Source organism: Spirosoma horti (assembly GCF_054776595.1).
Window position 1 is genome coordinate 690016 of the sequence record NZ_BAAHBQ010000002.1, and the last position, 25812, is coordinate 715827.

Annotated in this window: 24 protein-coding genes; 10 read left to right on the forward strand and 14 right to left on the reverse strand. The window is 49.1% G+C overall.

The features are described from left to right. Positions 1–4: 4 nt before the first annotated feature. The 5 genes from ACYVAM_RS06810 (at position 5) to ACYVAM_RS06830 (ending at position 5610) form a co-directional block, all read left to right on the forward strand. Entirely contained in the window at positions 5–646 is a 642-nt protein-coding gene (locus ACYVAM_RS06810) for a deoxyribose-phosphate aldolase (protein ID WP_461065221.1), read from the forward strand. Between the two features lie 70 nt (positions 647–716). Next, a complete protein-coding gene (locus ACYVAM_RS06815) occupies positions 717–2171 on the forward strand; it encodes a TonB family protein (RefSeq protein ID WP_461065223.1) in 1455 nt (484 codons plus the stop codon). 20 nt (positions 2172–2191) lie between these two features. After that, the gene (locus tag ACYVAM_RS06820; RefSeq protein WP_461065225.1) at positions 2192–3646 is read left to right on the forward strand and encodes a TonB family protein; all 1455 of its coding nucleotides are present in this window, start codon (positions 2192–2194) and stop codon (positions 3644–3646) included. A 71-nt stretch (positions 3647–3717) separates the two neighbouring features. Beyond that, the gene (gene gcvT / locus ACYVAM_RS06825) at positions 3718–4824 is read left to right on the forward strand and encodes a glycine cleavage system aminomethyltransferase GcvT (protein ID WP_461065227.1); all 1107 of its coding nucleotides are present in this window, start codon (positions 3718–3720) and stop codon (positions 4822–4824) included. Positions 4825–4899: 75 nt separating this feature from the next. Continuing rightward, positions 4900–5610, forward strand: a complete 711-nt coding sequence (locus ACYVAM_RS06830) for a 2-phosphosulfolactate phosphatase (RefSeq protein WP_461065229.1) — start codon at positions 4900–4902, stop codon at positions 5608–5610. A gap of 97 nt (positions 5611–5707) precedes the next feature. Here ACYVAM_RS06830 and ACYVAM_RS06835 read toward each other — a convergent pair whose 3' ends face one another. From ACYVAM_RS06835 to ACYVAM_RS06850, 4 genes are all read right to left on the reverse strand, one after another. After that, complete coding sequence (locus tag ACYVAM_RS06835) at positions 5708–5938, reverse strand: acyl carrier protein (protein WP_461065231.1); 231 nt, start codon at positions 5936–5938, stop codon at positions 5708–5710. Positions 5939–6083: 145 nt separating this feature from the next. Further along, positions 6084–7412 (reverse strand): TolC family protein, encoded by a 1329-nt coding sequence (locus tag ACYVAM_RS06840; protein WP_461065233.1) that lies wholly within the window; start codon positions 7410–7412, stop codon positions 6084–6086. Positions 7413–7492: 80 nt separating this feature from the next. After that, complete coding sequence (locus ACYVAM_RS06845) at positions 7493–9073, reverse strand: DHA2 family efflux MFS transporter permease subunit (protein WP_461065235.1); 1581 nt, start codon at positions 9071–9073, stop codon at positions 7493–7495. 26 nt (positions 9074–9099) lie between these two features. Continuing rightward, entirely contained in the window at positions 9100–10212 is a 1113-nt protein-coding gene (locus ACYVAM_RS06850) for an HlyD family secretion protein (protein WP_461065237.1), read from the reverse strand. Between the two features lie 357 nt (positions 10213–10569). Here ACYVAM_RS06850 and ACYVAM_RS06855 point away from each other — a divergent pair, with 357 nt between their 5' ends. After that, positions 10570–10890, forward strand: a complete 321-nt coding sequence (locus ACYVAM_RS06855) for a MarR family winged helix-turn-helix transcriptional regulator (protein ID WP_461065239.1) — start codon at positions 10570–10572, stop codon at positions 10888–10890. Between the two features lie 97 nt (positions 10891–10987). Continuing rightward, on the forward strand, positions 10988–12346 hold the full coding sequence (locus ACYVAM_RS06860) for an NAD-dependent succinate-semialdehyde dehydrogenase (RefSeq protein ID WP_461065241.1): 1359 nt from the start codon (positions 10988–10990) through the stop codon (positions 12344–12346). A 2-nt stretch (positions 12347–12348) separates the two neighbouring features. On the opposite strand, the gene ACYVAM_RS06865 is transcribed toward ACYVAM_RS06860, so the two are convergent. Further along, entirely contained in the window at positions 12349–12996 is a 648-nt protein-coding gene (locus ACYVAM_RS06865) for a DedA family protein (protein WP_461065243.1), read from the reverse strand. Positions 12997–13114: 118 nt separating this feature from the next. Then, complete coding sequence (locus tag ACYVAM_RS06870) at positions 13115–14998, reverse strand: ABC-F family ATP-binding cassette domain-containing protein (protein ID WP_461065245.1); 1884 nt, start codon at positions 14996–14998, stop codon at positions 13115–13117. A 179-nt stretch (positions 14999–15177) separates the two neighbouring features. Here ACYVAM_RS06870 and ACYVAM_RS06875 point away from each other — a divergent pair, with 179 nt between their 5' ends. Together ACYVAM_RS06875 and folK are read left to right on the forward strand one after the other, a co-directional pair. Further along, complete coding sequence (locus tag ACYVAM_RS06875) at positions 15178–16182, forward strand: formylglycine-generating enzyme family protein (RefSeq protein ID WP_461065247.1); 1005 nt, start codon at positions 15178–15180, stop codon at positions 16180–16182. Positions 16183–16286: 104 nt separating this feature from the next. Continuing rightward, positions 16287–16760: a 2-amino-4-hydroxy-6-hydroxymethyldihydropteridine diphosphokinase gene (gene folK / locus ACYVAM_RS06880; RefSeq protein WP_461065249.1), complete on the forward strand. Its 474-nt coding sequence runs from the start codon at positions 16287–16289 to the stop codon at positions 16758–16760. Between the two features lie 16 nt (positions 16761–16776). Here folK and ACYVAM_RS06885 read toward each other — a convergent pair whose 3' ends face one another. Genes ACYVAM_RS06885 through ACYVAM_RS06895 form a run of 3 tightly spaced genes read right to left on the reverse strand, consistent with a single transcriptional unit; the run spans position 16777 to position 17430 of the window. After that, positions 16777–17133, reverse strand: coding sequence for a helix-turn-helix domain-containing protein (locus ACYVAM_RS06885; RefSeq protein ID WP_461065251.1), 357 nt, complete (start codon positions 17131–17133; stop codon positions 16777–16779). Then, the gene (locus ACYVAM_RS06890) at positions 17130–17270 is read right to left on the reverse strand and encodes a type II toxin-antitoxin system HigB family toxin (protein WP_461065253.1); all 141 of its coding nucleotides are present in this window, start codon (positions 17268–17270) and stop codon (positions 17130–17132) included. Before ACYVAM_RS06890 ends, ACYVAM_RS06885 begins: the two co-directional genes overlap by 4 nt. Beyond that, the gene (locus ACYVAM_RS06895) at positions 17248–17430 is read right to left on the reverse strand and encodes a type II toxin-antitoxin system HigB family toxin (RefSeq protein WP_461065254.1); all 183 of its coding nucleotides are present in this window, start codon (positions 17428–17430) and stop codon (positions 17248–17250) included. The genes ACYVAM_RS06890 and ACYVAM_RS06895 overlap by 23 nt, the downstream gene beginning before the upstream one ends. A gap of 251 nt (positions 17431–17681) precedes the next feature. Between ACYVAM_RS06895 and ACYVAM_RS06900 the strand changes: the two genes are divergently transcribed. Next, complete coding sequence (locus tag ACYVAM_RS06900) at positions 17682–18899, forward strand: pyridoxal phosphate-dependent aminotransferase (protein WP_461065257.1); 1218 nt, start codon at positions 17682–17684, stop codon at positions 18897–18899. 925 nt (positions 18900–19824) lie between these two features. Here the strand turns inward: ACYVAM_RS06900 and ACYVAM_RS06905 are convergent. The 5 genes from ACYVAM_RS06905 to ACYVAM_RS06925 all read right to left on the reverse strand — a co-directional run bounded on the left by ACYVAM_RS06905 (position 19825) and on the right by ACYVAM_RS06925 (position 25711). Continuing rightward, on the reverse strand, positions 19825–20571 hold the full coding sequence (locus ACYVAM_RS06905) for an RluA family pseudouridine synthase (RefSeq protein ID WP_461065259.1): 747 nt from the start codon (positions 20569–20571) through the stop codon (positions 19825–19827). Positions 20572–20583: 12 nt separating this feature from the next. Further along, positions 20584–21402 carry a 3-methyl-2-oxobutanoate hydroxymethyltransferase gene (gene panB / locus ACYVAM_RS06910; protein WP_461065261.1) on the reverse strand — a complete coding sequence of 273 codons (819 nt, stop codon included), beginning with the start codon at positions 21400–21402 and terminating at the stop codon, positions 20584–20586. 84 nt (positions 21403–21486) lie between these two features. After that, on the reverse strand, positions 21487–22914 hold the full coding sequence (locus ACYVAM_RS06915) for a murein hydrolase activator EnvC family protein (RefSeq protein WP_461065263.1): 1428 nt from the start codon (positions 22912–22914) through the stop codon (positions 21487–21489). A 24-nt stretch (positions 22915–22938) separates the two neighbouring features. After that, positions 22939–23838: a DUF4292 domain-containing protein gene (locus ACYVAM_RS06920; protein WP_461065265.1), complete on the reverse strand. Its 900-nt coding sequence runs from the start codon at positions 23836–23838 to the stop codon at positions 22939–22941. 88 nt (positions 23839–23926) lie between these two features. Then, positions 23927–25711: a tetratricopeptide repeat protein gene (locus tag ACYVAM_RS06925; protein WP_461065267.1), complete on the reverse strand. Its 1785-nt coding sequence runs from the start codon at positions 25709–25711 to the stop codon at positions 23927–23929. Between the last annotated feature and the right edge of the window lie 101 nt (positions 25712–25812).

Below are 25812 nucleotides of genomic sequence, written 5' to 3' on the forward strand. Positions count from 1 at the left end.
TTTTATGAACCATCTCTTCCCGTATATCGAACGGACATTGCTGCATCCTGGTGTGACCATCGGAGAGCAGTATAACGCGCTCGATGAGGTCATACAATTAGGCATGGCAGGCGTGACGGTTGCGCCTTTCTGGGTCAAGAAGTTCCGGCGCGAATTAGGCGAGACTCACCCCGCCATCTTGTCAACCGTCGTTGGGTTTCCGTTTGGCTATCAGCGTACGGAAGCCAAGCAAACCGAAATCGAGTGGGCACTACGCGATGGGGCTAGTGAAATTGAAGTAGTTCTGAATACATCAGCGTTGTTCTCGCCCACGTCCGTTTGGCTAAAGATTGAACTGGCCAAGCTGGTAGCACTGGTTCATGCGCAGGAAAAGTTTTTTACAGTTATCCTGGAAACAACGCTGCTCGATCAGGAGCAGATTCAGAAGACCGTTAAACTCGCTGCCGATGCCGGAGCTGATTTTATTAAAAATGCTACCGGGGCGCTGAATACTGAGTTTTCGCTTGATGCCGCTCAGGATTTCCGCAGGCTCGTTCCGACATCCGTCGGTGTAAAGATTGTTGCGGACAACGCTACGGAGCCTCAACTGGAAACCCTGATTTCAATGGGTGTGGAGCGGCTATCAATAGGACGCCTTCTCTTGTAGATAAATAAGTACCTTTTGGGTTAAGAAAGTCATTTCCATATATTTCGGACGATTTATTCATCGTCTCGTTATGAAGTACTGGCTTGCTCTATCCTTATTTCTCCAGGTCTCATTAGCTACTGCTCAAACGACCGTTTACCAGCCATTTGAAGCCGATAGCGCTGCCGAACCTCGTGGCGGCAGTCCCTTTTTTAACACATTCCTTCAAACGAATTTACATAAACCCACTGCGGCCGAAGCAAAAGGGGAAGGTGGACGCGTGATTGTGAGCGGCATTGTCGAAATCGACGGTAGCGTAAGCGATGTAAAGCTTAGTAAGACCTTTCGGCCCGATTGTGATCGCGAAGCTTTACGGGTGTTCAGGTTGTTCAATGCGTGGAAGCCAGCCATTAAAGGTGGTAAACCTGTGCGGCAACAGGTTGTTATGCCGATTACGTTCAAGCCTAATCCACCTTTCATTTACGAAAATGGCGTCCGGATTGCCTATTTCGACGCCGATAGAAAACCACTATCCGACAGCAGCCGGGCGCAGTATAAACAAGTTTTGCCAATTGATTCAATGGGTATTCCTACCGGTGATGCTGTCGTGTACAAAGCCAGCAAAAGCGCCTGGAAAGAAGACTTCCGTCTACCACTGATTCGTAAAGAGAATGGCTTGCGCGGAAAGTCAGGAAGGCCGGGTTACCTGATTGGCTATCAGGATGCTATCATACAGTGGGAGGGCCAGCTGATTAGCGTAGATGATCGGGGAGTGCTCCTCAGGAAGGCTTACTTTCAGGATGGGAAACGGGCTGACACGGAGTTGATCTATCACCCAAATGGCCTTGTCGCCGATAAAATCGACGAATTTGAGGCAAGTACCGCTACCACATCCTGGTATCAGAATGGACAGATAAAGCAAGTTCGAACGGTTCCTAAAGCGAAGCCTCAGCAGGCCAGTAGCCCGGAACAGGTAAATGCCTATTGGGATAGTACGGGCCATCAGCAAATCGTAGCCGGTACGGGCCTCGTGAAGTCTCGTACACGGGTAACGGCAACGGCCGATACAACCCAGTCTGTAATGTTCCTTGAAGAAGGTGCTTATCAAAATGGCTATAAACAGGGCGTTTGGCGGGGCCAATATGAGGATGGTTCTTATGGCTACGAGGAACAATATGAAAAGGGGGTTTGCCAGACTGGTAAGGCCTGGACCGTAGGCGGAGCCGCAACCCAGTATACCGTTGTGCAGCAACAGCCAGAGTTTATTGGCGGTATGCAGGCATTAGGACAGTTTCTGAGTCAGAATTTACAATATCCGCAAGATGCCATTCGGGCCCGGGCTCAGGGCAAAGTATTTATCTCGTTTGTAATCAATACCGATGGCTCCGTTCAGGAGGTCAAGGTGTTGAAAGGAGTGGGGTACGGTGCCGATGAAGAGGCCATGCGTGTTGTCAAGAAGACCAGTGGGCACTGGAAGCCCGGCGTTCAGCGGGGGCAAAAGGTGAGGGTGAAATACAATCTGCCGATCAATTTTAATATATCCTAAAGGGAAGCTGCTTATCGACTATGCGAAACCATTTACTTGTTTTCTTCCTGTTTTTTTGTTCACCCATTTTTGCTCAGCAAACCGTTTACAAAGGGTTTGAAGCCGATAGTGCTGCCGAACCTGTTGGTGGTATTGCGTTTTTGAACACCTTTATTCAGGCGAATCTGCGTAAACCTATAGCCGCTGAAGCGCTGGGTATTGGTGGACGTATCATTTTGAGTGGTGTCGTCGAAACAGACGGACATATTACGGAGGTAAAGCTGATGAACACGCTTCGGCCCGATTGCGACCGGGAAGCCCTGCGGGTGTTTAAACTGTTCAATAGCTGGAAACCGGCGTATAAAGACGGGAAACCTGTTCTTCAGGAGGTAAATATGCCCGTATTTTTTAAGCCTAACGCGCCGTTTGTTTATGAACACGGACTGAAAATTACTTACCTTGACGCTGACATGAATTTGCTTCCTGATAGTAGCAAGCAAGTTAAATTTAAGCAAGTAGCTCCCATAGATACGAATGGATTACCTACTGGTGATCTTGTTCTTTATAAGTTGGTAACTAACACATGGGCAGAGTATGCACGTGACTCGCTCGTTCGTAAACAAAGTGAACAAACTGATTTTCGGGAACGGCCTGCGTATCTAATTGGCCATCAGTTAGCGTTGCAGAAATTGAGCGGCTATTTATATACTGTAGATGCCAACGGGGTAATAAGGGCACAAAATTCTTACAAAGAAGGAAAAGTATCTGGCTCACAACTCGTCTATCACGCCAATGGGGCACTTGCCGAAAAAGTAGACTACAGTGAGAATAAGAAGACAATCATAGCGTGGTACCCTAATGGGCAAATTCAGCAAGTTCATGAATTAATCATGGGTTCGGCTGTTGAACCGGCTCTCTCGGATAGGGTTACGGCCGTATGGGATAGCACAGGCAGGCAGTTTGTTAAAGATGGAAATGGCCGAACGACATATTATAAGACGGTGAAATCCTATACAGATAAAAACCAGGAGACGTCACTTAGTGAGCAGGGAGTTTACAAGGATTATTACAAACAAGGTATCTGGACGGGTCGCTATAGTGATGGATCTTATTTTTATGAAGAGCGCTACGATAAAGGTGTTTTACTGGATGGAAGATCACGTTTGGCCGGTCATGACACTGTAAACTATGAACTAGAAGATCGGCTTCCCGTATTTTCCGGGGGGATGCAGGGGTTAAAACAGTTTTTAAATCAGAATTTACGTTACCCTATCGGTGCACAGGAGGCCCGGGTGGCAGGCCAGGTAGTGGTTAGCTTCGTGGTTTGTACAGATGGTACACTATGCGATTACGAAATAGTGAAAGGTGTTCGGTCTGATATAGATCGGGAAGCTTTACGAGTTGTCAAAAAAATGAGCGGTACCTGGATACCGGGCGTGCAACAGGGTAAGAAAGTTAGGGTAAAGTACAACCTGCCTATTAATTTTAATTTGTAATAAGGTTATCCAAAGCGTATACCGCAGAAACCCGCGTTTTTCGGTAAATTTGCCGGATAACCCCTCAGTACATGTCGCTTAAGCAAGTTCCTCTTCATCATATTCACCAACAGTTAGGCGCGAAGATTGTGCCGTTTGCGGGTTTTGAGATGCCCGTTCGCTATTCCTCCGATCTCGATGAGCACAACACCGTTCGCAATGGCGTTGGTGTGTTCGATGTCTCGCACATGGGCGAATTCATCCTCAAAGGAGAGGGAGCCCTGGGTCTGATTCAGCGTGTTTCGGCCAACGATGCCAGCATTCTATTTGATGGCAAAGTGCAGTATAGCTACCTGCCCAACGGCCGGGGCGGCATTGTCGATGACCTGCTGGTGTATCGGATCAGTGAATTGGAGTATATGCTCGTCGTGAATGCATCCAACATTGAAAAGGACTGGAACTGGATCAGTCAATACGCGCCTGACTTTGATCAGGAAGGCGCACCGCTCAGTATGGTAAACGTATCGGACGAAATGTGCCTGTTTGCGGTCCAGGGTCCGCTGGCGGCCAAAGCCCTTCAATCGCTCACCAATGTTGATCTGGACTCGATGGAATATTACACCTTCGAGAAAACGGATTTTGCTGGTTACGCCAACGTCATTGTATCGGCAACGGGCTACACCGGGGCGGGTGGGTTCGAAATTTACGTGTCCAACCACCAGGCCGAAGGTGTCTGGAATGCCATTATGCAGGCTGGAGCGCCGTTCGGTATCAAGCCAATTGGCCTGGGTGCCCGCGATACCCTCCGTCTGGAAATGGGCTATAACCTGTACGGTAACGACATTACCGACGAAACATCGCCCATCGAAGCGGGCCTGGGCTGGGTTACCAAGTTCACCCACGACTTCATCGATGCCGATCTTCTGAAAGAACAAAAGCAGCAGGGGGTTCCCCGTAAACTCGTCGGTTTTGAATTGCTGGAGCGGGGCGTTCCCCGCGGTCACTACGAACTGGCGGACGCTACGGGTGCGATTATTGGCGAGGTTACGTCAGGTACGCAGTCGCCCACCCTGGGCAAAGGTGTTGGACTGGGTTATGTTCAGACCGCCTTTAGTAAGCCAGGTTCGGAGATTTTTGTAAAAGTTCGTGATCGCCTGCTAAAAGCACAGGTCATTAAACCTCCTTTCGTGAAAAAATGACCTGATTTCGTTTACGTAGTGGTGTCGGGTTCTCGAACCCGACACCACTACGTAAACGAAATCAGGCAACTGTCTATGAAACAAATTGATGTTTGCTTAACGCCTGATTTACTGCACCTGCACAACGTTGAAAATACAATTGTTGTTGTGGCTGACGTGTTCCGGGCTACGTCGTGTATGGTGACTGCTTTTGCCTATGGCGTAAAGAGTATTATTCCTGTTGCTACCATTGAAGAATGCCAGCTCTACCAGGAACGCGGATACTTAGCCGCTGCCGAACGAAATGCCCGAAAGGTAGACGGCTTTGAGCTGGACAATTCACCGTTCACCTACATGGACGAACGAATTCGGGGGGCTAATGTAGCCATGACAACCACCAATGGTACCCTGGCTATTACCAAGTCACGCTCGGCGGTGAAGGTACTTGTTGGCTCGTTCCTGAATTTGGATGCGGTTGTTCAATTCCTGAAAACGGAACGCTATGACGTCATGGTGCTATGTGCTGGCTGGAAAGGACGCGTCAACATGGAAGATACGCTCTTTGCTGGTGCTCTGGTCGAACGGCTGAAAGATAGCTATGCCATGGCCGAGGATAGCGCTATTATGGCATGGCGGCTCTATTGCCAGGGAAAAGATAACCTGCCAAGTTACCTGTCCAGTTCGTCGCACATTCAGCGGCTTCAACGGCTGGGTATCCAGAAAGACATAACGTACTGCCTGCAACATGATCTGTACGACGTTGTTCCGGTACTAAGGGGCAATGCGCTGGTTAGTATGCAGATGTAGTATAAACGAAATGGGAGGCTCAGCAGCCTCCCATTTCGTTTATACTACATCTATTTTGTGCCGCTCGCCCTTGGCGAAACGGGTGCTGGAGTGTAGGTCAGGCAGTTGCCTGTTCTGACTCCAGATACGTCAATACACCCTGCATGGTCGTTAATTTCCCGTAGTCCTCATCAGGAATGCGAATGCCAAATTCCTTTTCAAGTTGCATAATCAAGTCAACCGAATCGAGACTGTCAAGACCCAGATCGCGTGAGAAATGAGTTTGGTCAGTTATCGCAGACTCTTGTACACCAAATTCTTTCAGAATTTCTATCACTCGCTTTTTCATGATGCGTTGTTCGTTTAATCAACCAGTGTCTTTTGTATAGAATCCTTCCTGTTGGCAGTTTAGTATGTAGGCTAGTGCATTTTTAACATACTTTAATGTGAAGGTGGGCTCGTTCAGACTCACTGCAGCTAAACGAAAGGCCTGTTTAAAACAGGCTTTCTCCCAGCAATCGTTTTAGCTCCAACTGGTTGAGCATTAGTTGATACTGGAAGTTTAACCGGCCGAGTTCAGCTTCCTCTACGCCCGTTTCGGCGCTCTGTAATTCAACATTTGTGATAACGCCGTTTCGTAGGCGGGCGTTGGCAATCTGGAGGGCCTTCCGGGCTTGCTCTACCTGGGTTTCCAGGTTAGCCAGCCGCGTTTGATTGCTTCGGATGTCGGCATTGACTTGGGCGATGCTCTGACGTAACTGAGCACTGGTATTCTCAACGGCATAACGGCTGGCATTAAGCGTCAACTGAGCAGCCTGATTTTGTAATCGGTAGCGCTTGCCCGCATAAAGCGGAGCAATAAAATTAATGCCCGCTGCGGTGTTGGCCCGGAGTTTTTCGACCTGGAGCGGATACCCGTTTTTATAACCGGCGTTACCACTGAACGTGATACTCGGCTGACCAGCCCGACTGTTGACCAGGACCTCCGTTTCGGCAGCCCGAACCTGATCCTGTGCCAGCAAAACAGCTTTGTTACCTGCAACGGCTGTCTGAAACTGGCCATTCAGGTCAAACAGGGAAACCGTTCCTGACTGAACGCCAAGCTGGAATTGCTCCACAGCCCGGCTCGTTTCGGGTTGTGGATTTCCGGTTAGGTAAGTCAGGACAGCTAACTGCCGCTCCAACTGATTTTGAATCTCAATTCTACGGTTCTGTGCGGCTTTCACCCGTACGGCTTCAGTCAATACGTCATATTGAAGAGCGTCGCCATTCTGCAACCGTGTCGATAAAAGCCTCACGTTGGCCGTTGCCGTTCGGATAACCGAGTCCTGAACGATCAGGCCGCGTTGTAAAAAGCCAACGCCGTAGTAAGCGGCTGCCACCTGATAGGCGAGTGATTGCTGCGTTAATTCGAAATTTCGACGCAGGATCTGTACATTGTCCGTGGCTTGCCGAATAGCCGCGTCCGTGCGGCCGAAGTCATAAATCGTTTGCCCAACCGACAGGTTTGCGTTCACGTTATTATTGGGAGCCAGCTTGGCGACCACATCCTGCCCATTAATTGGAATGGCAAATTGTGGTACGGGCGTTACGTACGTGTAGTTCCCGTTCAGGTTCACATTGGGGCGCATCGCTGTTCGGGCAATGTCAACCCGCACTTCGCCCGCCTGAATCTGTTGTTGCTGTTGTTTCAGCGTGGGATAATTTGTATTGGCTTGCTGAACCAGTGCACGCAAATCGTCGGGTATGGGCACCGGCTGGTTCTGCGCCTGAGCAACTCCCAGCGTTAGGAGCAAGGGTATGGTAAGAAGTCCTGGTTTCATAGTAAATGTAGTTTAAGGTTTTCAGCCGGTGGTGTTGGGTATACGGATTGATAAGACCAAACCACAAACTGAAACCAGAATCAGTGGGCTGCATCAGCAACAGCTTTGGCGGTTGCGGCATCCATCTTTTTGTTTTTAAGTAAGAATAGAAGTGGGAACGTGACCACGAAAAACAACCCTGCCAACTTGAACGTGTCCAGGTAAGACACCATAAGCGCCTGCCGTGAAATGATCAGATCCATATTTTTATAGGCGCCCGTTGCCGCATCAAATGCGTTAACGCCTTTGGCTATCAGGCTCTGTGTCATCGCGTTGAGCCGCTCCGTGGTAAGCATGTCTCCTGGTTGCAGGTTCGATACCAGATCGCCCCGGTGCACGGCTGTTCGTTGGGTAACGTAGGTATTCGTGATGGCTACGCCGAAGGCGCCACCCACCTGCCGCATCATGTTGACGATGGCGATACCGGTTGGCAACTGGCGCGGTTCCAGCGTGGAAACCGATTGGTTGATAAGCGGTACGTTCACAAAGGCAAGCCCAATGCCCCGAATGATCAGCGCGGTAATAAAGTCGCCGTTCGAGGCATCCATGTTGTAGGTCGACATGATGAAGCAAAAGCTCGCAAACGCAATATAGCCGCCAATAACGACGATCTTTGGCGACACGCCTTTGGCCAGTAAGCGACCCGCCAGGGCAAACATGGGCAACGTGACCAGGCCACCCGGAATCAGAAGTTTACCCGTTTGAGTAGCCGTCAGGCCAACAATACGCTGGGCAAACAATGGATACAGCAGTACGGACGTGAACAAGCCATACCCAATAACGACCATTAGAATAGAGCCGAGGGCCAGGTTGCGGTTCTTCAATGTGCGGAGGTCCACCACGGGGTCCTTCGTTCCCCGGAACTCCCACCAGATAAAGGCCGGGATCGTAATGACAGCCGCAACCGTCAGCCACATAATTACGTCGCTATCGAACCAGTCGTCGGCCTCGCCCCGTTCCAGCACGTACTGTAAACTCCCGATACCAACGGCCAGCAGGAGAATGCCCATCTGGTCAATGGGTATGCTTTTGCGGTCGATATTCAATTCATCTTCTTTCTTGTCGATGAACGCTGAACTCAGCAGAACGGCAACAATACCAATCGGCACGTTGATGTAGAACATCCAGCTCCAGTGGTAATTGTCGATAATGTAGCCGCCGAGGGTTGGGCCAAGCGTTGGGCCGAGCACAATACCCATCCCGAATAAGGCCGAAGCAACGGGACGCTGTGCGGGGGGGAACGCATCGAACATCAGCCCCTGCGACGTGGATAGAAGAGCTCCGCCACCAATGCCCTGTAAAAACCGGAAAGCAACCAGTGTCCATAAACTATCCGCAAAGCCACAGCCATAAGATGCAACGGTGAACAGAATGATGGAGCCGATGTAGTAGTTTTTACGACCAAAATACCGTTGTAAAAAGCCCGTCATCGGAATAACGATAACGTTGGCAATGGCATAGGCCGTTACTACCCACGATACATCCTCAATCGTGACGCCGAGGTTCCCGGCAATGTCGGTCAGGCCGACGTTCACAATGGAGGTGTCGATCAATTCAATGATAGCCGCCGAGATAGCCGTGATGACCACGATCCACCGGCGAAATCCTGTTGGTTGAGACATAATCGGGCTCGTTCCTGGGATGTTTCTTAATTGGCTACCCGTACTTCAGCGTCAACGCTCAAACCTGCCCGCAGTTGGTTCTTGTATTTTTCCGGATTCAGGATTTCAATTTTTACCGGTACACGCTGGGTGATTTTAACGAAGTTCCCCGATGCATTATCGGCGGGTAACAGCGCAAACCGAGCGCCCGTCGCATCAGAAAGGGAAGATACGCGCCCTTTGATGTCAAGGTCAGGATAAGCATCGAGTTTAATATCGACCGGCTGACCAAGCTGCATTTTCTCCAGTTGGGTTTCTTTGAAGTTGGCCACAACCCAGAATGTTGAATCAGCCACAATGGTGAACAGATTCTGGCCGGGTTGTACGTATTGACCCACAACAACGTTTTTACGGCCAATCTTACCGGCCACTGGCGCTACCAGGCGTGCATAGCCTACCCGCAGTTTGGCGTTGTCGATGGCAGCCTGTTTCACTTTCAAGACTGCCTGGATTTTCTGAATATTCGCTTCAGCTCTGGCAATACCGGCCCTTGCAACACCCTCTGACGTTTTGGCCAGATTAATCTGCTCCACGTTAGCGTTATATTGTCCAGACTGCACCTCCACATTATTTTGGGTATCTTCCAATTGTTTTTTAGTGAGCGACTGTTCTTTATACAGGTTTTGATCACGCTGTAAATCCTGCTGGGCTTTATTGCGCCGGACGGCCTGTACCTGCGCGTTTGACTGAGCAACGCGGGCGTTCTGGGTTACGTTACGAACCGTAGCCTGCGCTGTTTGCAAATCGGCCCGTGCTGTTGCCAAATCAGCCAGTGATTGTTGATAATCGGCTTCGGCCTGAGCCAGTGCGACATCATATTCTTCTGGATCGATCGTTATCAGAGGCTGGCCTTTCTTGACCATCGCGTAGTCATCAACATTGACCGACTGCACGTAACCGGCTACACGGGCCAATACAGGAGCCGAGTTGCCTTCAATCTGAGCATTGTCGGTGGTTTCGTAATGCTGGCTGTGTACATAGGCTTTGTAGCCAAAGTAGCCGCCGACCAATACGACGAGAGCAATAATGATACGAGGTAAATACGTTTTTATACCGCTTTTCTCTTCTGAGGTTGCCATTTCTGTTGTTAGAGTTGCCATAAAATCAGTAATGTTTTAGTCATAGCCTGCTTTGAAGTAAAGAACTGAAGGAGTGGTCAATCGCTCCGGTGCCCCGACTGCTTAATTATTGTTGAGCAAAAGTAAACCAAGTTGACTACAAGGTCAAGCAAGTTGACTATATTTGTACAATCTTTTGCCAGAAATTGTTTCAGTGTTTTTTAAATTGCCAGTATGTTCGTGGAAACAGATAAAGATTTCTTTGATTTTGACCAATATCGTACAGTCCGAGAACGGTCTATCGGGCGTATTTTTTGGCGTATAAAGCGTTATACGAGCAGCTTCATCGAGCCGCGTCTTCATGCGTTGGGGTACACTGATTTTAAAATGAGTTACCTGATGTTTCTTTCGAATATTGAAGAGAGCGGCATTACCAATAATGAGTTAGCGAAGCGGGCTTGTGTAACCAAGCAGATGATGAGCAAAATTGTCGGGTTGCTCGAAACCGAGGGCTATATCTATACAAAGAAGAATCCGAATGACTCACGGTCCAGTATTATTTTTCTCAATGAGCGGGGTAAATCCCTGTTTGTAAGCCTCAAGGCGTGCATGCAGGAGGCCCGCGAAAAGTTTGACCTGATTGTAGGCCATGAGCGAATGGAGCAGGTTGTCGACACGATGGTCGAACTGGTCAATAAATTGGAAAGTGAAGAACAATAAAGAGAGCTGTAGGGTATAAGATGTATATAGGATGTAGGTCGCATAAACACCCCCCATATCGTACGTCCTATAGCCTACTTCATGAATCCCTCTTTCTATGTTTACGTCCATAAATCCATATACGCAGAAAACGCTTAAGACTTATCGGGCCGATAGCGTCAGCACAATCGAGCGAAAACTTAAACAGGCCGACTGGGCATTTGCCGACTGGTCGGCTTTGTCCATTCGGGAGCGTGCTCATTACCTGCGGAAAGTTGGTCAGTATTTAGCCAGTAACAACCAGCGTTACGGCGAGTTAATAACGGCCGAAATGGGCAAGACGCTGAAAGAAGCGGTTGGTGAAGTGGATAAGTGCGCAGCAGCCTGCACGTTCTACGCCGATCAGGCCGAAGCATTTCTGGCTGACCAACAAATCGATTCCGATGCGCAGACCAGCTTTACGACTTACCAGCCATTAGGGCCGGTGTTGGCCATCATGCCCTGGAATTTTCCATTCTGGCAGGTCATGCGCTTCGCTATTCCGGGCCTGATTGCCGGAAACGTTGGTTTGCTGAAGCACGCGCCCAATGTGTTCGGCTGTTCTTTAGCCATCGACGAAGCCTTTCGGGCGTGTGGCTTACCCGTTGGTGTCTTTCAATCGCTTCTGGTCGATGTACCGGCTGTTGACGGGTTGTTGAGCGATAAACGGGTAAAAGCGGTGACGCTCACCGGCAGCGGACGGGCGGGATCGTCGGTGGCCAGCATCGCTGGTCGGGAAATTAAGAAATCGGTTTTGGAACTGGGCGGCTCCGATGCCTTGATCGTGCTGGCCGACGCCGATCTCGATAAAGCTGCGGAGGTGGCCGTCAAATCCCGCATGCAGAACGCCGGGCAAAGCTGCATTGCAGCCAAGCGGTTTATCGTCGAAAAGGCCGTTAAAAAGCCATTTACGGAACGACTCCTGCACCAGATTAGCCAGATCAAACAGGGTGACCCAATGGACGATGCTACCACAATGGGTCCGATGGCGCGGCTGGATCTGGCCGATGCTATTGAACGGCAATATCAGGCGACGCTGGCAAAAGGAGCCAAACGGCTGACGGGCGGTGAGCGGGATCAGTGCAACGTGCAGCCCATGCTGCTGGACAAGGTAAAGCCCGGTATGGCTGCGTTTGATGAAGAAACCTTCGGCCCGCTGGCGGTACTTATTGACGCTAAAGATGAAGCGGATGCGGTTCGGCTGGCAAACCAGTCTGATTTTGGCCTGGGCTCCGCCATCTGGACGCAGGATTTAGATCAGGCTGACCGGCTGGCCCGCCGGATTCAGGCTGGCTCGGTTTTCGTCAATGGGCTGATGCGCTCCGATGCCCGCGTGCCTTTTGGCGGTATTAAACAGTCTGGCTTTGGCCGCGAATTGTCGGAGGCAGGCATTAAAGAGTTCGTAAATATAAAAACGATCTGGGTCGAGAAGTCCTGACACTAAGCGTCGCCGGTTTTACTTTGTTTTTCTCTTCGGGCATTCAGATAACCCTTGACAACCGTGAAGGTGGTAATGGCCAGGAAGAACAGAATAATGTATTGAACGTAATCAACGATCCAGGGAAACCGCTCACCGAAAAAGAAGCCTCCACCAACCAGCGTTAATACCCAAATACCCCCGCCGATGATGTTGTAGAGCATGAAGAAACGAGCGGGCATGTGAATCAGGCCAGCCAGAAGCGGGGCGAAGGTTCTGACGATGGGCAGGAATCGGGAAATAATTAAGGCGCTATTTCCATATTTAATAAAGGCTTCCCGTGTGTTTTCAATGTATTTCTGTTTGAAAAACAGGGAATCTGGCCGATTCTTGATCTTCCCGCCAAAATAATAGCCCGTCAGGTAGCCGATCAGCGATCCAATTACGGCAGCCCCGAAAATACAGCTCAGCAGGAGCCATAAGGGAACATTGAGCAATTTAATGCCGGCAAATACACCCGATAAAAACAGGAGGTAGTCGCCCGGTAGAAAAAAGCCGAAGAAAAAGCCATTTTCGACGAAGACAATGGCCGTAATCAGCACCAACCCACCCGTTCGAATAATTTCTTCGGAGTTGAGCAACGTTTGGAAGAAAGTAATTATCTGATCCATAAGTAAAGGGTGAAAGAGAGAATGAGTGGTCAACCGGAGCGGTGAATGAGTGAACAAGTTGGCTGGTTGCACCACTCTTTCGCTCTTTCACCGCTCCGGCGGACCGCTTTTTCGCTCTTTAAATATACTCCGCCAACTCCAGCCAGCGGTCTGATTTCTGAGCAATGGTTTGGTCAATTAACTCAATTTCCCGCGCCCAGGCCGTTAATTGCTCATGTGGGCCTCCTGAATTCAGAAGGTTCACAAGATTGCTTTTGTGTTCTTCCAGCGAATCGATTTCTTTCTCAATGGTTTCATACTCCTTCATTTCTTTAAATGACAGTTTCCGTTTAGCACCATTGGCGCTGGACGCTGCGGAAGAGGCTACCGGTGTCGAAGGCTTGGTTTCTGCTGGAGCCGTTTTGTTGGCACGCGTAGCCTTAGGCTGTGCATCCCGCCAATCGCGATAATCGGTATAGTTACCGGGATAGTCGCGGACTTTTCCCTCGCCTTCCATCACGAAGACGTGCTCAACCAGCCGGTCCATGAAATACCGATCGTGGGTTACAATGAGCACACAGCCGGGAAAGTTAAGCAAAAAGTCTTCCAGCACATTCAACGTCATGATATCCAGATCGTTGGTCGGCTCATCCAGAATCAGGAAGTTCGGGTTCTGCACCAAAACCAGCAGCAGTTGTAACCGTCTTTTTTCACCTCCGCTCAGCTTGGCGACAAAATCATACTGCTTGGAACGGTCGAACAGAAACCGGCTAAGAAGCTGCGTCGCGGTGATGGTATCGCCATTGGCTAGCTTCATTACTTCGGCTACATCCTGCACCACGTCGATTACCCGTTGGTTTTCGGGCAGATCCAGTTCCGTTTGGGTATAGTAGCCAAATTTAACGGTGCCGCCTGTCGTAATTTTCCCCGAATCGGGCCGTAGCTGGCCGGTCAGCATATTCATCAGCGTGGTTTTACCCATGCCATTTTTGCCAATCAATCCTACGCGGTCGGGGCGTTTGAAGGTATAATTGAAATGGTCGAGCAGGACTTTATCGCCAAAACGTTTGCTCAGGTTTTCGACTTCCAGGATTTTACTGCCCAGTCGCGCCATGCGCAGGTTCAGATCCAGTTCGCCGTCGTTCCGTTTGCCGCTGGTTTTTTCTTTCAGATCCTCAAAGGCATCGATGCGGTACTGGGCTTTGGTGCCCCGTGCTTTGGGTTGCCGACGCATCCATTCCAGCTCGCGCCGGAAGGTGTTGCGGTCTTTCGACAGCTCCGAAGCTGCTGCCATTTCTCGCTCTTCTTTCTTCTCTAGAAAATACGCGTAGTTGCCTTTATAGGTATAAAGCTGTCCATTGTCCATCTCGGCTATCTGGTTGCATACCCGATCCAGAAAATACCGGTCGTGGGAGACCATCAGCAGCGTGCCGTTGTTTGTATTCAGGTAACTTTCGAGGTATTCGATGGCCTCCAAATCGAGGTGGTTGGTGGGCTCATCCAGAATCAATAAATCCGGATTCTGGATGAGCACCCGCGCCAGAGCAACCCGTTTGCGCTGGCCACCCGACAAGGAACCGGCAATCTGGTTGACATCCTGAATGCCCAATTCGCCCAGAATCTGGCGAATCTGGGCTTCATAATCCCAGGCTTCGAGCTTTTCCATGTTCGACATGGCTTCTTCCAAGGCGTCATGGTCTTCGTTAGCCAACGCCTGTTCGTACGATCGTACGGCATCGAGTTGAGCGCTTTCACCCGCCAGCACCACCTCCATGATCGTGAGGGCATCATTGAGGTCTGGCTGCTGATCAAGATAGCCAATGCTAATGTCTTTGCGGTGGCTAACAAGTCCGGCGTCGGGTGGCATGGCCCCGGCCAGAATGGACAACAGGGTGGTTTTGCCTGAACCGTTGGCACCAACGATGGCTACTTTATCGCCCCGGTTTATACCGAACGTAAGGTTTTTGAACAGAGTACGGTCGCCGTAGGACTTCGCTAAATTTTCGGCTGATAGATAATTCATTCGTTAATCGGGTAGCGGGCGGAGTCGAAAAGGCTGCTTCAGGAAGATCAGTCCAGTCGACTTAACGGATAGGTTAGCCCGGCCACATTTTGATTTATTTCTACAAAGGTACAACAAAGGAAATCGTTCGTACTTTTACCTGTTAATCAATACAACTTCCTTTTCCTGAATAACCAACAATGCGTCTGAAATATCTCTTTTCAACCATCGCTTTTCTGAGTGGGGTTGTGGCTAGTACAAGCGCTCAAACCACGAGTTCAATCAAATCCTATACGCAGGCCGTACCAGGCAGTAATCAGACCTATGCGATGGTCGCTATTCCGGGCGGATCTTATCTTATGGGTAGCCCCGCCACGGAGAAAGGGCGTAATGCCGATGAAGGACCCCAGCACAAAGTACAGATCGAGCCCTTTTATATGGGTCAATATGAGGTGACCTGGGATTTGTATGACCTGTTTGCCTTCACCAACATGGAGAAGGAAATGGCCGCCAAGTATACCGAATCAGACGCCAACTTAACGAAGACAGATGCTACCACACGGCCAAGTCCGCCTTATGTAGACATGTCGTTCGGGATGGGCCGGGCGGGTTATCCGGCTATTAACATGACCCAATATGCAGCCATTAAATTCTGCGCCTGGCTCTATGCCAAAACAGGGGTGTTCTATCGGTTGCCAACGGAAGCCGAGTGGGAATATGCCTGCCGGGCCAATACGACAACGCCGTATTCATTCGGGGCCGACGTGAAAAAATTGAGCGAGTATGCCGTGTTTACGGGTAACAGCGACGGGGCCTATAAAAAGGTTGGGACAAAGAAACCCAATCCGTTCGGTCTGTACGATATGCATGGCAATGTAATGGAATGGACCAAGGATCAATACATTGAAGACTATTATCAACAGGTGGCCAGTGGGAAAGCAAAAGAAGCTTATGCACCAACCACTGCGCTTTACCCCAACTCAGTACGCGGGGGCTCCTGGGATGACGAGGCAACTGTACTGCGGTCGGCTGCCCGGACGCCTTCGGCCCCGGCCTGGAAAGTGCTTGACCCACAGAGCCCCAAGTCAGACTGGTGGTTAACGTCCGCTTCCTTTGTTGGCTTCCGGCTCGTCCGGCCCGCCAAAACGCCCAGCGAAGAAGAAATCAAGGCCTATTACGGTATCAAACCGATTAAAGACTATTGATTGATGTAGGCGGTATGTGGATCGAGTGATCAGGTTATACGCCGACCGCACGGCCCATAGACAAAATGACAGTATACTACGCCATATAGGCTAAAGCTCACATCATGATGTACCTTCTTCTGGGCGCTAATCTCGGCGACCGTGTGCAAACTCTTCGGCGAGCGGCCAGCCTGATTGCGAAACGCCTTGGAACAGTGGGCCAACAATCATCTTTATATGAAACAGCGCCCTGGGGTGTCGTGGATCAACCGACGTATCTGAATCAGGTGCTGGCTATTCATACTATGCTGCGACCAGAAGATGTACTTGTACAAACGCAGATCATTGAGCAGGAGCTGGGGCGCGTCCGTTTCGAAAAGTGGGGCGCACGTGTTATCGATATCGACATGCTCTATTATGACCATCTCGTTTTGCAAAGCGATACGCTGACCATTCCGCATCCGTTCCTCCATCAGCGACGGTTTACACTTGTTCCCTTAGCGGAGATCGCACCGGATTTTGTGCACCCTGTTTTATTAAAGACAAATGCTGAATTACTGGCGGAGTGCGCGGATGAAGGAGAAGTGGCAACAGTTTGATAGTAGACGTCTGTGCTTAGCTCAACAAGACGCCTGCTGGTATGCCTAATTCTTTATGAAAGAATTTCGCCATTTCGAGCGTAAGCGGTTTACGTCGGTTTAAAACTGCCGATACGTAACTTTTACTCCCTAGTTTCCCGACAAAATCTTTATTTCTAAAGCCCTTTTCCTCCATTTTCAGGCGGATAGCATCAATAGGGTCTGGGGCTGGAATCGAATAGTGCTCATCTTCATAGGCCCTAATGAGTAGCAGAGCTATCTGTAAGGTTTCGCCTTGAGAACTATTGGGTGGTGTTTTGAGATCGAATTGCTCATCAACCCAGTTCATCAGTTCATCGTACTCCTGCTCTGTTTTAATGGGTTTGAGCTTCATGGTTTCTGAAATTGCACAGTTGTCACATCAATTTTATCATATTCAGCATGCGTGCCAAACCATTTGATTTGAATGGTCTTGTACTCGAAGGCAATACGGACCACTAAACAGTATTTATTTAAAAACAACCTGATCATCACCAACAATACTTACTGAGCCGTAAACAGCCTTTAGATCGTTGAAACTCGCAAAGTCTCGCTCAAGCCACTCGGCATACCATTGCTTTAATGCATTAGCGGCTGAAGGATATTGGCTGCAATAGGCTAGTAAAGTACGCCTAGCTATGATATTAACCATTGTATTGAACTAGAAATCCATCAGCAGCCCCTTTGCATCTGGTATGTTCAGTGAAGAACTGTTTTTTTATAAAAAGTTTACTATAAGTGGACAAAACTACAGAGTTACATTTTGTGATTTATTTGAATCGACGTCTTACTCATATCCGCTGTAACTAACCTTTTTTAATTTCCCAAAATCCGCACCCTTCCGCTGAAAACCTACTACCTTTGCGGTCAGTTTGTTATCATTTTCCTAAAACATCACCGATTATGTCTGCCACGCTTGACACCGTGAGTTTGTTAGCCGACCGCATCAATGCGCTGGAGGAGTCGTCCACGCTGGCGATGACCAAAAAAGCTCGTGAATTGGCCGCTCTGGGCCACAAAGTAATCAGCCTGAGCGTTGGAGAGCCCGATTTTAAAACACCCGCGCATATTTGTGAAGCGGCCAAAAAAGCCATCGATGATGGGTTTCATGGCTATTCGCCCGTTGCTGGTTATCCTGATCTGCGCAAAGCCATTGCCGATAAGTTCAAGCGCGATAATAATATTGACTGGAAACCCGAAAATATTGTTGTGTCGACGGGTGCCAAACACTCACTGGCCAATGTCATTCAGGTGTTGGTAAATCCCGGCGATGAGGTGATCATTTTCTCGCCTTACTGGGTTAGTTACTCCGAAATGGTGAAGCTGGCCGAAGGGAAAGCCGTTGTCATTGACGGGAGCTTTGACAATAACTTTAAGGTAACGCCCGAGCAATTTGAAGCCGCCATTACGGACCGGACCAAAATTGTCATGTATGCATCGCCAAATAACCCAACGGGATCGATCTATTCAGAGGCTGAACTTCGTGCGATTGCCGAGGTTGTTGCACGGCACGAAAATGTTCATGTGCTGGCTGATGAAATCTACGAATATATAAACTTCACGCCCGAGGGCCACTTCAGTATGGGCTCGATTCCTGAAGTTGCGGAGCGAGTTATTACGGTAAATGGTGTGGCAAAAGGATATGCCATGACCGGCTGGCGTATTGGGTATATAGGTGCGGCAAAATGGATTGCCGATGGTGTCGAGAAGCTACAGGGCCAGGTCACTTCGGGTACGAACTCGATTGCGCAGAAAGCTACCGTTGCTGCTTTGAACGGACCTATGGAGCCATCTCAAGAAATGGCGAAAGCCTACCACCGTCGGCGCGATCTGGTTGTGAAGTTGCTCAAAGAGGTTCCGCACTTCCGCACTAATGTGCCGGAGGGGGCTTTCTACGCTTTTCCTGATATCAGCTATTACTATGGCAAATCGGATGGGACAACAACCATCAACAACTCCGATGACTTTGCTTCCTGGCTACTCAACACCGCTTACGTAGCAACTGTTGCCGGTTCTGGTTTTGGCGCTCCTGATTGCTTACGTATTTCAACGGCAGCAGCTGATGAATCACTTGTTGAAGCTGTGCAACGTATTAAAGACGCTGTAGCGACACTGAAATAGCGTTAGAATAGAGTCACTTTTAAGGGTTCGGCTCTCACATCCAGATTGATGTGGGAGCCGAACCCTTTTTATTTTTAAACACGCTGACCGGTCGTTGCGTCAACGAGTACCTAGTTTGCTTGGGGAAAAGCTACTCTCCTCATAAACAGAGATATACTAGCGGTCTTGTCAATGATAACCACCTATCTGCCGCTTTTCTACGAATGCCACATGTCTGAAAAGCATTGCGGAACTCGTTAAAAGCACTGTTCCATTTCTTTAGCAAATGCCTACAATCTCAAAACAATCCTATATGAGTCAATCTAAAGTAATTTCATATAAATAAAGAATATTGTTTGGTATAAAGGCTAAATGGAAGTTATTTATTAACTTTATAACATAGCTGTCTAAATAAATTTAAAAACCAGGTCTTTTTTAAATTTCTGGCACAGTAGTTGATATCTGTTTAACAGATTGAGAGTGACAACAACTTTACCTAACTTAATCGTAAAGTTGTATATTCACTGACAAACTTTTTGAGACTAACCTTGTTTTTGTACTAAGTCAAGGTTAATTTTGAATATGAATAGAATGGATTTTTAAGGCCGACTAATGGAAGTACTCTTTTTTATTTTGCCGTAAACTTAATCTATAATTATCCCCTAAGCTGATGAGAAATTTTCGAGTGTATATGATCTTTCAGTGGGTATTTTTCCTGCCCATCATACTTCCGTTATGTATCGTATTCGGAGCTTTAAGGGGAATTGTTCAAATGATTGATCGTGTTATGGAGCAAATTGTTTTGGATATTTCACCGTCGGAATCAAGTACAACACAGACTGTAACCGAACACTGAGCTACGTTTGGTGTCTACTAAATAGAGGGCCGCATTTTCTGATCTCGAGAAAATGCGGCCCTTACTGTTGTGGCACCCCTGGAATTGAACTTACTCAAATGTAATATCCAGGTTTTTATCATTGTATACTTCATCATCCAGGGCCAGAAATTCTTCCCAGAACGGATCATTTGGTAAACCCGCTTTGCAAATCAGTGGCCGGTCTGGTGCGCCTGGCTGTTTAATCGGATGAATGAAATACAGCCGGCGGGCGTGTAGGTAGATTTTCTTGTCGGCAACGGCCCGGTCGTATCCATATTTAATATCGCCCCGAATCGGGCAACCCATATGGGCCAGCTGAGACCTGATCTGGTGCGGTCGCCCCGTAATCGGGTTTACCTCCAGCAAATAATGCTCGTTGATCTTGCCCAGTACCCGATAGGAAAGTTCAGCCTTCTGCGACTTGGGTACTTCAAAATCGTGGACGGTTACCTGGTTCTTTTGCTCATCTTTCGTAATCCAGCCAACCAGCTTGTCGGCATCCTTGGGGGGCTTCCGCCGAACAATGGCCCAATAGGTTTTCTGCACCTGCCGTTTCCGGAAGATTTCGTTCATGCGTTCCAGGGCTTTGGAGGTACGGGCAAAAACAACCAGACCACTCACCGGACGGTCGAGCCGATGAACCAATCCCAGAAATACCTCGCCTGGTTTATTATATTTTTCCTTTACGTAGTCTTTCAATAAATCCAGCAGCGTAACGTCGCCGGTGCGGTCACCCTGTACCAAAACACCTGGCTCTTTATTAACGATGAGCAGGTGATTGTCTTCGTAAATGACCTGAAATGGTTTATGCTTCATATCTCTGTTAACTCAATATGCCTCTTTCTCGTTCGGGAAGTCATTGGTTTTCACATCGTCGACATAATGGGCAATAGCCTCTGTCATAACCTTATGCAAGTCGGCGTACCGGCGCAGGAAACGGGGTTTGAATTCATTCGTAATACCCAGCAGATCATGAATAACCAGAATCTGGCCATCCGCATCCGGCCCGGCACCAATCCCTATGGTTGGAATAATCAGGCTGCGGGACACTTGTTTTGTCAGGGCAGCGGGTATTTTTTCGAGCACGACACCAAAACAGCCAATATCCTGAAGCATGTGCGCATCGTCGATCAGCTTCTGGGCTTCGGCATCTTCTTTAGCTCGTACGGCATACGTGCCAAATTTATAAATGGATTGTGGCGTTAGGCCAAGGTGCCCCATAACGGGTACGCCCGCGCTTAAAATACGAACAATAGACTCTTTAATCTCCAGGCCGCCCTCCATCTTCACGGCGTGTGCGCCCGATTCCTTCATAATCCGAATGGCCGACCGCAATGCTTCTGTCGAGTTGCCCTGATACGAGCCAAAGGGCAGATCGACGACAACCAGTGCCCGCTTAACGCCCCGTACAACCGAACTGGCGTGGTAGATCATCTGATCGAGCGTAATAGGAAGAGTTGTTTCGTGCCCGGCCATCACGTTCGAAGCCGAGTCGCCCACCAAAATCAGTTCAACGCCAGCCGCATCAACAACCTGCGCCATGGCATGGTCGTAGGCGGTTAAGGCCGAAATTTTCTCACCTTTATTTTTTAATTCCTGAATGGTATGCGTTGTAACTCGCTTGATATCGGGATTATGTACAGACATGACTCAAGTTTGTGGTTTGTCGTTAATGGTTGTACTCAATCAACCACGAATCAAAACTACAAACTCTGCACTACAAACTATGAATTACCTTGGTGTCAGCCACGATTCGGGATTAAGTTTGGTGAATTCCTTCCAGATCTGGAACTGGATTTCGGATACCCCATTTTTATCGGTGGCTACTGTACCAATCGACTCGCGGGCTTTCACCCGTTGCCCAATCCGAACGGATACGCTACGGAGTTTGGCATAAACCGTGAAGTAATCGCCGTGTTGAATCGCCACGACGTTGTTCATGCCCGGCATGCTGGTTACGTCCTGGACAATGCCGTCGTATACGGACCGCACGCCCTCACCTGCGTTCGTTTGAATATCAACGCCCTGATTTTCGACGTAAATGCCCCTGAGTACGGGGTGGGGTTTACGGCCAAAGTGATCCGAAATAAACCCTTTTGTAACGGGCCAGGGCAACCGCGCGCGAGCCCCCGTAAAGGACGATGCCAGGGCCGTCTCTTCGTCGTTCAGGTTGTTGTTCCGTCGTTCGTCGGGCTTTTTGGCGGCTGGCTCAGGCTCAGCCGAGCGTTCTACTTTGGCTACATCGGCGGGGGCTGGTTTTTCGCCCGCTTTCTCGGCTGCCGCAATGGCGGCTTCGGCGCGTTTTCGTTCGGCCGCTTTTCGCTCAGCCTCCAGCCGGGCAATGCGTTCGCGGTCGGCGCGTTCGCGGGCTTCGCGTTCTGCACGTTCCTTTGCTTCGCGCAGAATCAGTCGTTTGATCAATGACTCAAGCTGGGCCACAGATCGGCGGCTTTCATCCAGTTCGGTTTTAAGCTCCGACTCTTTCTGACTTAATTCTTTGACAACCTGGTTCTTGACGACTTTCAGGGTTTCGAGGCTTTTTGTTTCATTCACTTTGGCCCCAATGGTGTTTTTCTGCTCCTGCCGTTTGCGAAGGGTGGCCTGTTGTTTGCCCTGCAACATGGTTTTGACATTGTTCATTTGTCGAACCTGACTTAAGCGGGCGTCGGAGTACTGGCGCAGATACCGATACCGGGCTACGAGTTGGTTAAAGTTATCGGCAGCGAACAAAAAACCCAGTGGATTTACCTGTTGTCGTCGTTTGTCGGCGGCATAAATCATGGAGCCATACTCGGCCCGCAGTTTGTTGAGGTCTTTAGTCAGGGTGGTACTCGCCTGGCGAAGTTCAGCAATTTCAGACTCGGTCAGTTGCAGGTCTTTATTCAAGAGGCCAATCTGCTTCGACTGCGTTTGAATCTGTTGATCCAGTGCTTTCAACTGCCCCAGGCCCGCTTGTTTCTCCGACGCTGTTTGTTTTAGAATAGTCCGAATCTGGTTCATTTTTTCCAGATTCTGCTTTTTTTCTTTTTCCAGTACTTGCCGGTTGTGTACTGTCTGCTGCGCCTGTAGCGGATTTGTCAGGCATAAACAACCGATGACAAGCAGGCTAATGACCGACCAGTGAACAACGTTGGAAAAGGGACGAAACGTGACGTACATAAGAAATAAAACCAACGACTAAGCTTAGGGTCGGCGAGTATAAGAAGCGGGTATTGAAAATGGGAAGCCCGGATTTTTGTCGACCAGTTCAACTTTATTATGCTTGATACGCAGCAGGGTTTGGTAAAATTGACCATCAGTTTTCGACTTATAATCGACCGTTACCAGACTGGTGTAGGGAAACAGAAAATTGTTCAATGAGGTAAAGTTATCATAATCAAGGCGCAGCGTATTTTTTGTTGGCTGCTCCGTAACCATCAGCTTTTTAAGCTTTCTATCCTGCTCACCGATATAATTTTCGACCAGCACTTTTCCCTCACTCTGCCGAAGGAGCAGGTAATCCCGCTCGTTTTTAATTTTTTGGGCCGGGCGTTTGGGTAAAGGTAGGTTCCCGACAATCAGGGCTTGCAGTAGTTCGAAATTCATGTCGAAATTGAACTGTTTGCTCAGCGTCGGAAAGTCGTAAACAGAGTATTCCCGGTGAATCTTGTCAACAATCGTAATGGAATCACGGGTAATCAACCCTCGAACGGCTTCGATGCCCAGTTTCGAAACAGATAGCCAGATGAGGCTGTCTTTCCGAACCCGGATGTTCACATTCGCATTGTCGATATCCTGTTGCTGACCTTTGAAGGAGATCTTCGATTTGGCCGTTAGATAGCGAAAATCAATTTCGGCAACATTGGTTCGGGCTTCTTCGATTCCGGGCCTGACGGGATCCGTTTTAGGTGCAGTCGGGCGTGTATTGGCGGAAGAATCAGCCGATAACGGTTGAGCCGGGTTGCTGGCAAGGGTTGAGTCGATAGGAGCAGGCACTGACGAAACCGGCATTGAATGAGTGCTGTGCGACATGTGATGCCGTCGACAACCTTCCGATTGTAGAAATATGCCTAACAGGAACGCAACTAAGAGGTGTTTATTCATTTAGGTGATTTCAATATACGGTTTCTGGCTCACGGAGTCGGCACAAGTAAATACGCTGACTCCGTAAAACCAGAAACCGTATACTGGTTTACATTTTGCCAGAGGCTATTTTCTTCTCTAAATCGGTACTGGCCCCGCCTTTAAGTTTTGCCTGTTTCCACTGCTCAAGCGCTTTATCGCGCTCCCCCAGTTGATAAAGCACATCGCCATAATGTTCAATGATCGTTCCGCTCACATTGGCCGGATCGGCCAGGGCTTTTTCCAGATACTGTTTTGCTTTGGCGTAGTCTTTCGAGACGTAAAGTACCCAGGCGTAGGTATCCAGATAGGTAGCGTTCGTTGGGTTCCGCTCAACGAGTTTTTGCGCCAGTTGCACCGCTCTGGGCAAATTCTCTTTTCGTAAGGATAGAAAATAACTGTAGTTATTCAGGACGTGATCGTTCAGCGGGTCTACTTTCAGAACGGCTTCGTAGGCTTCGTCCGACTTCGCGTGATCACCTAAGCCATTGTAAGCGTCGCCCAGTTGGGCATAAATGCCTTTTTTTAGTTCGTTATTTGAACTGGCCGCTAGTAGCTTCTGACTTTCTTCGAGGGCATCGACGGCTTGCTGGTATTTGCGCTTGTATAAATTGGCCGATCCATTGGAGTACCAGAAATAGCCTTGTGTGGGGAATACTTCCAGGGCTTTCTCGGAATGAACCAGTAAACTATCCACCTGATTTAATTCGCCGTCCAGTTGCAACAACGCTTCCCAAACCTCATAGATGGACCCATCCAGGCGAGCCGCTTTGGCGTATGCATCGCGGGCTTCGGCCTTTTTCCCCTGCTGCACCAGTAGATTAGCCAGCATCACCTGTGTTTTTGGGTCGTTGGGGGAGGTTTTAGCCAGTTTCTGCGCCATGCCAAGCGCATCCTGCTGCGCTGCCGGGTTTGATCCCGTCATACCCATGTAGCTCGACAAAATACGGGCTTTCAGACCCGCTTCCAGGTTCGGGTTAGCCAGCACCTGATTCAACTCTTTGCTGACGCGGTCCATATCGCCTTTCTTGCGATAAATATCTGCCAGCAACACATGGGCCTGCGGTAAGTCAGTGCTTAGTTTGAGCGCCCGGTCAATCCAGCCGATTGCCTGATCGGTTCGGTCGTTGGCAATCAATAATTCAGCTCCTTCGAGCAGATAGTCCGGGTCCGATGGTTCCGACGCGACTAGCTTTTCAGCTTCTTCAACGGCTTTGTCTATTTTATTTTGTTTAAGATAGATGCGTTGTTTCTGCCGGGTAATTTCTTCATTCAACCCTAATTCACGCTCCACTTTATTATAGGTTTCCAGCGCTTTGTCGGGCTTATCGTTGAACAGATAAATGGCCGCCAGTTCAACCCCGTATTCAGCGTTTTCGGGCCCTTTTTTCAGGAGTGCTTCATAGAGTTCTTCAGCCTCGCCATAGCGTTTTTGTTTAACGTACAGTTCCGCCAGCAGCAGCGAGTAAAATTTATTTTCTATGTCCAGCGAGTGGGCTTTTGTGGCATAGGGAATGGCCTCCGCCGTTTTGCCACTTTTCAGATAAGCACTGGCGGTTGAATACTGAGCGGCTGCGTTATTGGGGTCTTTTTGTAATACTTTGGCAAACTGCGCAATGGCTTTGGTCGGCTCGTCGGTCATCAAATACCGGACGCCTTCCGTGAACTGCGTTTCTTCCTCCATCCGCACAGTCGTTGTTGAGGCTGAGCCTGGTTTTGCCAGGGCGGTATCGGCTTTTTCGCGTTTGCGCTGTGCAAGAACTGGCTCGGCCGACAGCCCAAGCAGTAGCCCCAAACTACCCGCTAAGCCTAGAAACAGATGACGGGTCCGGTATGGTATAGATAATGGAGTCATGTTGGTCTGCGTGTCGTGATGCATACGTACGAAAAACGCGGCTCAACCCGGTCTATTGCGGCTTTGATTTAAATAAACCGCTAAGACAAAGGTAGTTTAAA